General features: G+C 63.7%; 4 protein-coding genes and 1 pseudogene. 2 read left to right on the top strand and 3 right to left on the bottom strand.

All coding sequences use genetic code 11. The features are described 5' to 3' along the window. Nucleotides 1–618 (top strand): IS256 family transposase (locus ACZ53N_RS35600; RefSeq protein ID WP_469144893.1); only part of this gene is annotated, 618 nt, incomplete at its 5' end. Between the two features lie 93 nt (nt 619–711). Here the strand turns inward: ACZ53N_RS35600 and ACZ53N_RS35595 are convergent. The 3 genes and pseudogenes from ACZ53N_RS35595 to ACZ53N_RS35585 all read right to left on the bottom strand — a co-directional run. Continuing rightward, nucleotides 712–1,759 (bottom strand): annotated as a pseudogene (locus tag ACZ53N_RS35595) (IS630 family transposase); the annotation flags it as partial. Between the two features lie 385 nt (nt 1,760–2,144). Then, nucleotides 2,145–3,689 carry a tyrosine-protein kinase domain-containing protein gene (locus tag ACZ53N_RS35590; protein ID WP_469144892.1) on the bottom strand — a complete coding sequence of 515 codons (1,545 nt, stop codon included), beginning with the start codon at nt 3,687–3,689 and terminating at the stop codon, nt 2,145–2,147. 1,291 nt (nt 3,690–4,980) lie between these two features. Next, entirely contained in the window at nt 4,981–6,264 is a 1,284-nt protein-coding gene (locus ACZ53N_RS35585) for an O-antigen polymerase (RefSeq protein ID WP_469144891.1), read from the bottom strand. Nucleotides 6,265–7,371: 1,107 nt separating this feature from the next. Here ACZ53N_RS35585 and ACZ53N_RS35580 point away from each other — a divergent pair. Next, the coding region (locus ACZ53N_RS35580) for a helix-turn-helix domain-containing protein (protein ID WP_469144890.1) at nt 7,372–7,613 on the top strand (242 nt) is incomplete at its 3' end.

Below are 7,613 nucleotides of genomic sequence, written 5' to 3'. Positions count from 1 at the left end.
GGCGAAGGAGGCGAAGGCGCCAAGCACTGGCTCCGGGTCCTGACCGAGCTGAAGAACCGCGGTGTCGAGGACGTCCTCATGCTGGTCTGCGACGGCTTGAAGGGCCTGCCCGACGCGGTCGGTGAGGTCTGGCCCAAGACCGTCGTCCAGACATGTGTCGTTCACCTGCTGCGGGCGTCGTTCCGCTATGCCGGCCGCCAGGACTGGGACAAGATCGCGAAAGCGTTGAAGCCGGTCCATACCGCTCCGACTGAGGACGCGGCCACCAGCCGGTCCCTCGAGTTCTGCGAGGAATGGGGCACCAAATACCCTGCGATCGTGCGGTTGTGGGAGAACGCCTGGGCCGAGTTCGTCCCGTTCCTGCAGTTCGACGCGGAGATCCGCCGCATCGTCTGCACGACCAACGCCATCGAGTCCGTCAACGCCAGGATCCGCCGGGCGGTCAGGGCCCGCGGACACTTCCCCTCGGAAAACGCGGCTCTGAAGTGCGTCTACCTCGCGGTGATGTCCCTGGACCCGACCGGCGCCGGACGCAAACGCTGGACCACCCGCTGGAAGCGAGCCCTCCAGGCATTCGACACCGCCTTCGACGGACGCCTCACCAACAACCGAATCTGAACCTACAAACCAACCACGGTTACACCGTCTACTGGACAGACCCACCCGAGAAGAAAGGTATGGACCTTTCAGCGGTGTTGTCGTCGGGTCGGGGAGGTGTGTTGCTGTCCTGCAGCCGTCGATGAGGTGGCTGCGGTATTGGATCTGGCGGAGCCCGTGACGCAGTACTCGGACGAGGTGGTCAGGGTCAGTGAAGGCGGTGTTGGCCTGGCTGCCGCGTCGCAGCAGTGACCAGATGCCCTCGACAGGGTTGAGTTCTGGCGCGTAGGGCGGCAGGTGGAAGACGGTCACCCAGTCGTGGGTAGCGACGAAGTCCCGCAACCCGGCTGCACGATGAGTGTTGAGGTTGTCCCGGACGAGCACGATCGGGGCGTGGAGCTGTTGGTGGGCGGCCACGATCAGGTCCCGGAAATCGGTCCACGCAAAGCTGCGGCGCTCTTTCGTCCTGTGGTCCTTGTGGAACACGGGCCGGTGGATCAGGCGGGAGCGTTCGCCTGGCTTGTAGCAGCACATCGCGGCCAGGGAGACCCGGCGCTGAGACCGCCCCCGGACCCGGATCACCGGAGTGTGCCCCCGCCGGGCCCAGGTGCGGGTGGTCGGCGGCGTCATCGAGAAGCCGGCCTCGTCCTCGAAGACGATCCAGGCCCCGAGCGCCGCCGCGGTGCTTCCACCTGCGGCCACGTCTCCTTCACCCATCCGCTGACGGCGTCCTCGTCGCGTTCGAGGGCCCGTCGTGCGGGGACCTGGTGGCTCCATCCGTGACGCCGGAGCATCTGGGCGGTGCCGGAGAGCGTGAAGCCCTTGTGGAACCTGCGGCCGGTCAAGGTCTTGATCCTCGCCAGGGTCCACCTCTGGTCCGGCCAGCCGTGCGCGACAGGGCCCTTGTCCAGCTCTGCCTCCAGAGCCGCGAACAACTCGCCGCTCAGCTTCGGCCGGCCGGCAGAACCTGCCGACCGCAATGCAGCCTCCCCGCCGGCTTCGCAGGCCCGCCGCCGCTGGACGGAACGGACACTCACCCGTAACAGCCTCGCGACCAGCCCGTTCCGCTGCCCGTCGGCGAACATCTGGGCCGCTTCCACGCGGATCCGCTCACGGAACCCCGCCACTCATCAGTCAGCCCACCACCCTGCGAATACCTCACCTTCCCGGCATACCGCAACGATCACTAACCGTCAGCCCCTACGACAACCCGCCTTCAAAGTCAGTAATCCAGCCGCTCCTGCGGTCCGGGGTCCCCGGTCGGCAAGGAGGTGACGTTGAGTCGGCCTGGAGCGCGGTGCGACAGTTACCTGCCGTCCGTTTCTCCAGGCCGCCATCGTGGCGTTGTAGCCAATGCTGCAAAAGCTGGAGGGACCCGCCGGAGCTACGGGCGCCGACGATACACAGAAACTCTCACGACGGCGCCCTCCCACGTTGGCGATAAGAGAGAGGGAGAAGTGGACTAAACAGCCGCACAGCGCTCAAACATCGACTCAGGGCCTGCCTGAAAGACGAGCATAAATACTGTCTGCCATTCTCGCGCGCAGTCAGCCGGGAGACCTATCCGCAGAGGCTGGTCCGCGGTGGCGGGCAGAACACTCGGCGCTACTGGCCGGTGGCGGAGTGCTGCGGTAATCCGCAGCAACATGCCCTCTTCGAGTTGATTTACGCCACGACTGTGGCGAGTTGTACCATCTATTCGGCTGGGGGACCTCTCGGTAATTATAATACTTTGAGTTGTGGTGTCTACTTCGCTTCCGAACCATGGTGGTGACGATTCCGAGAGGTGTGCTGCCGACGGTACGGAGCGTAGCCAATGCGGAACGGATGTCTTCGCGTCGAGCCCCACCGCCGCGGACTTTGACCGTGAGCAGGACGCCATCGCAGTGAGTTGCTAGGGGAGCCGCGTCGACCACCGGGCTGAGAGGCGGGGCGTCGATGATGACGTAGTCAGCATCGACGGCGAGCTCTTCGAGAATCCTTCCCATTCTCGGGGAATTGAGAAGTTCTCCAGGATGAGAGTGCTTCGGCCCGCTGGTGAGCACGGCGATGTTGTTCGATGCGCCGGCGTACTGGACAGCTTCTTCAACGCGGGCCGTGCCGATCAGACAGTTAGTCAAGCCAACGTCGGGGACGAGGCTGAGTCGCTGAGCGATCATTGGGTGGCGGAGGTCGGCATCGACCAAGAATACTTTGGCGCCGACTGAGGCCAGGGTCAGGGCGATGCTGATGGCAACGCTGGTCTTCCCCTCGGCAGGCATGGCACTGGTAACCATGATGACGCGTGGAGGGTTCTCCACCCGGCTGAACTGGACGGCTGTGCGCAGCTTTCGGAACGATTCAGCGAAGGCAGAGAGAGGCTGCTCCTCGACCAGAGTAGGTTGGTCTTGAAGGGAACGGGTATAAGGGATGGTGGCCAGAGACGGTACTCCAGTGGCCCTTGTGAGGGCTGCAGCGTCACGCAGGCGGACGTCCCAGGCTGCACGTGCGGCTGCGGCGGCTGCGGCGAGCAGGAGTCCGAGTACGGTGCCGAGACTGATGTGTACCAGGGGTTTGGGGCTTGACGGCGTGGTGGGCTTGAGAGCTGGTTGGACAAGCGTCAGTTTCACAGCAGATGCGGCGGGCGGCTCCTGTCCAATGTCTCTGACACCTGGGGGACTTTCTAAGTCTCTGACTTTGTCGACGAGGGCACGGGAGAGAGCGTCAGTGAGACTCTGGGCCTGGCTGGGGGTGTCTGCAGTGCCCGAGATCTGCAGGAGCACACTGTCAAGGGGGACGGTGGTGCTAATTCGGCGGACAGCGTCGCTGGGAGATTCACGGATGCGGGCGTGGGCGACTGCGGGCTTGAGGGTCTCGGGGAGTTTGGCTAGGTCAGCGTAGGAGCGGACCCGCTGCTGAACGAACAGTGTGTCGTAGTAGGCTTGGCTATTGGCCTTGTGCTGGGGAACCGTAGCGAACAGCGTTGCCTGTGAGGTGTACTGCGGCGTAGCGAAGAGGACGGTTGCCCAGCCGGCAGCTGCGCTGAAGGCGACGAGCGCGAGCAGCAGCGTGGCGTTGGTGCGTAGAACAGCCAGGAGTTGGCGGATGTCCACGAGAAACGATGCCTTTCTGTGTCAGGTAATGGCGCCGTCATGTGGTGTGTGTCGGGCCCCCTTCAGGAGCAAGGGGGTGGTCGCGCAGAGGGCGTGGACTGATGAAGCAGCCAGTTGTAGCTGAGTGCCGCTATTCCTGTAGCCAGAGCCATACCAAACGCTGCGCCGCCAGCGCCGGCCCAGATGGTTCCCAGGGCCGCTGCGGCGGGAACGAGGGCTGCCGTTGCCAGACGCAGCCACATCAGTTCGCGGGTGCGGCGTAGGGCGCGTAACCCCGCGAGGGGACCCACGATGGCAGCGCTACAGGCTCGGTAGGCGGCTACGCCAGGGAGGGCGGCGTATAAGCCGCTCCAGGTGGAACCGAAGAGAGCCTGTCCCAGCGGGCGGGGGATGGCCGTCATGGCAAGCGCATAGAAAAGTGTCAGCAGGCAGAGAATGGCGGTAATCACGTGGCAGCGTCGCCGCAAGGTGAGCAGGGTTGTGGTGGAGGCTTGTTTAGCACATTCGGCGATGGCGGCAACACGGACGGCGTTAGCAGTAAGGGCACAGGGGCCGAAGAGCGTCTGCGCGCCGCGTAGAGAACCTGCGGCAGCGAGGCTGTCTAGGTGTCCGACGAGGTAGAGGGCCAAGTAAGCACTGCCAGAAAGTGCCGTTGCCTCGGCTAGGTAGGGGCGTGCTAGATGACCGTGGCTACGGAGCCAGGATGCCAGGTCGGCTGGGCGTGGCCGGGTGCTAGTGATAGCCAGGGCCAGGGTTGCAGTGGCGACGGTGCTGATACCCCAGGTCATCGTGATCCAGAGGAGGTCGCCGGTGAGAAACGTAGTGGCGGTGAGGGCCAGCCCCTGGACCGCCCCAGCGAAGAGACCGAGAGCCAGGGCTCGGCCTGGGTAGCCGCAGGAAACCAAGCCGACGCGGAGGGTATCGCAGACGATCATGGCTGGCAAAGCGATACTAGCGGCGCATGCCAGGGACAGGGGGATGGCGAGGAGGAAGATAGCGAGGGGGGGCAGCGCAAAAGCGAACAAGGCAGCGAGGCTAATCGCCCCGCCGGTCGCCGTTTCCAGGGCACGGTGCCCAGCCTCAGATGACGGGGGGCGTTGGACGAGAAGCGGCTCAGTGAAGGCTGCTTGGGCCAGTTGGAGGGCGACCACACAGTAGCCGTACAGCAGCGCGAACATGCCGAAGTCCGCAGCGCTGGCTCGGGACGCGACCACAGGCAGCACGACCATACTAGTGAGGGCGAAAACCGCCTGGTCGGCAAGGGTAAGCGCTTGAGCGTATCCGCCAGTTTTCACGCGGTATCCCTGCGGCAATGGGCACGGTGCAGCGCCCAGGCCACAAACACGGCTGCCACTGTGCTGGGGACAGCCCGGCCCTGCCCCCAGTAGAAGTAACGCGCCAGTTCCGGGGCACCGACATAGACCACGCTGTAGGTCAGCAACGCGCCGGGGCTGCCGTTGCGCAGGGTGCGATGACAACTGCCCAGCGCGAAACCCACCACGCCCCAGAAAACGAAGGCGCCCACAAGTCCATAGTCGACGACTGGTGCGAACAAGCCTCCTTCGTTGTTGAATTCGGGGTTCCCCCACTGGATGAGTACGGTCTCCCAGGCACTTGCCGGGTCGGTGCCGGCGACTGGTGAATTGCTGGTGATGAGGTAGGTCAGGCCTGGGAAGTCCCAGAGTGACTTGACTGTGTAGTAGGGCAGGTCAAACAAGGGGCCAATATGGGTACGCAGAAGCGCGGAGTTGTTAACTGCGGTGGCGTAGTAGCCTCCAAGGCGGCTGATGATGAAGTCGGCATAGCTCATGCCCTGCCCGCTGTAGTGCATAGTCCAGCTGCGGGCGTACTCGAACGTTCCGAAGAAGGTCATCAGGAGGACTGGGGCTACGAGAGGGGCCAGGGCCCACGACCACTCGCCCCATGGAAGGGATCGAGATTCAGGATCAGTACTTTTCGGCTGTCGCGGGGCGAGAGCCGCGCAAAGCACGATGACGGGCATGACAGTTTCGATAAGAGCCAGGCGTTCGGCACAGAGAATCGAGCGCATCGTGCTGATCATTATCAGGCTGGCCAAGATCATTGTATGGCGTTTCCCGGTGGCACGGCGGTGCAAGAACAGGCAAGCCACTGCCAACGGGCCGAATTGACTCAGAGTGGTGATCCCGGCTACGGGCAGCAGCAGCCGTTTACCTTCAATGGAAGATCCGCCTTCCAGTTGGAAGGCGGCCATCAGGTGGCCAGTGTTCAGCCCCCGGTCCACGCCGATACCCAACCACGCCGCGTATCCGGCGACGGTCAGCGCGAGCAGGAGGTGTCCTGATCTGAGCAGGACCTGTTGCTGTGCCGCTGTCAGATGGACTGCCTGGGGTGCTGGCAAGTCGATATGACGGTCGCTGCTGGCTCGGCGTGCGGCGGAGGCGAGCAAACTTCCAGCGACGAATGCCGTGAGCAGTGTGAGTGTCGTTGCTACCGTACCGCTTGTGACGTATTTAGGCGTCCCCCACCAGGAGCGAAACGATTCTGGCGCAGCTGTGGCGGCGATCACTGCCCCCGGCAGCACGGACAACGTCACTGTCCAGGCTGGGTGCAGCCACCAGGCTGACCGTCGTAGCGTCAGAGGGCGGCCTGACGAAGGGGCGGCACCCACGGTGGCCGTCCTCGCGCGGGCTGTTGCGCGGCCTCTCAACGGGATTGAGTCATGGTTGTAGATGCAGGCCATGGGCGGAGCGGTGGGGCGGCTTCTGCCATACCGGTGCCGGTGCTCGGCATGTTCTCCTCGGGCGTTGCGGCGGTATACGTGCCGGAAAGGGGAAGGAAGTGGGTGGGAACTCCGTTCTTGCTGAGGGGGCGTGGGTGCTCCCCCAAGCGCCATGGTCGGTCCGCGCGCTGCTTGTGCCTCATTCAAACCTCAGTCCTTGTGCCGCAGACAGCGGGCGGTAGCGAGCAGACCCCGAGCATCCCCCCGGTCGTATGGGAGGTATCGACGCGCTCGCTGCACCTGGCTCGTAGTGCCTGCAGGACCGCATCGGCGTCCTCGGTCTGCGGTACAGAGGAGGCTACTGAGGCCTAAATCCGCTTTGAGCCGAGGCATGCAATGGCGAGACCGAAAGGGAGGCTGAATTCAACCTCCTACCAGCAGACGGGACTTCCCTCCCAACGGCCGCCGCAGGCTATCGGGAGGGAAGGTTTGATGCCCCGTTCGCGTTCATATCGCCCGCTACGGGTGAGCGGGCTGGAGCCTCAGCGGAACGACAAGAGGGGCATTAGCCGCAATCCCGAGTACGCCATAAGGTGGAATCAAGCATAGCATGAAGAGCATAAAGCGACTCAGCATCCACCTACATAACCTTTCTGTGCAAACTCGCCTCTTATTCGTCAGCACGCGCGGTATTAAATCCTGAAAATCCGAGACTCTAGGGCTCCCTCTAGGGGCCTCGGGGCAAACCAACTGAGGCATGAACAAGCTCCGCCAGCTTCCTTGGGCTTACGAGGGAGGCTCGTCATGGGGAGCTCAGAGTCGACATCAGCATGCTTGGTACTGGGTGCGCAAGATTCCTTTTACAGGAAGCTCTCCTCGTCTGCAAACGGAGCTTGAGGCTAGACAGATCGCGTCAATGCCTGGTGCTTGACGGAGGCTAAAGCGTGTTGCAGAACGCTGTGGATCGGGTATTTCCCTTGTATGTGTGGGGTGTTTAGGGCTGAGGCGTTGTGGGTGGAGACGTTCACGGGTCTGCGGATGCGGCAGTTCGAGCGGCTCCTGAAGGTCGTGCGGGAACGCGGCGGAGACGGTCCCGGCGGTGGCCGGCCGTGGTGTCTGCCGCTGGCGGACCGGGTGCTGCTGGTGGCCGTCTACTACCGCACGAACCTCACCATGCGGCAGCTCGCCCCGCTGTTCGGCTGCTCACCGGCGACGGTGTGCCG

Source organism: Streptomyces sp. NPDC033229, from assembly GCF_055576875.1.
The sequence above is the reverse complement of the archived record's forward strand: the minus strand, read 5'-3'. Positions and strand labels throughout refer to the sequence as shown.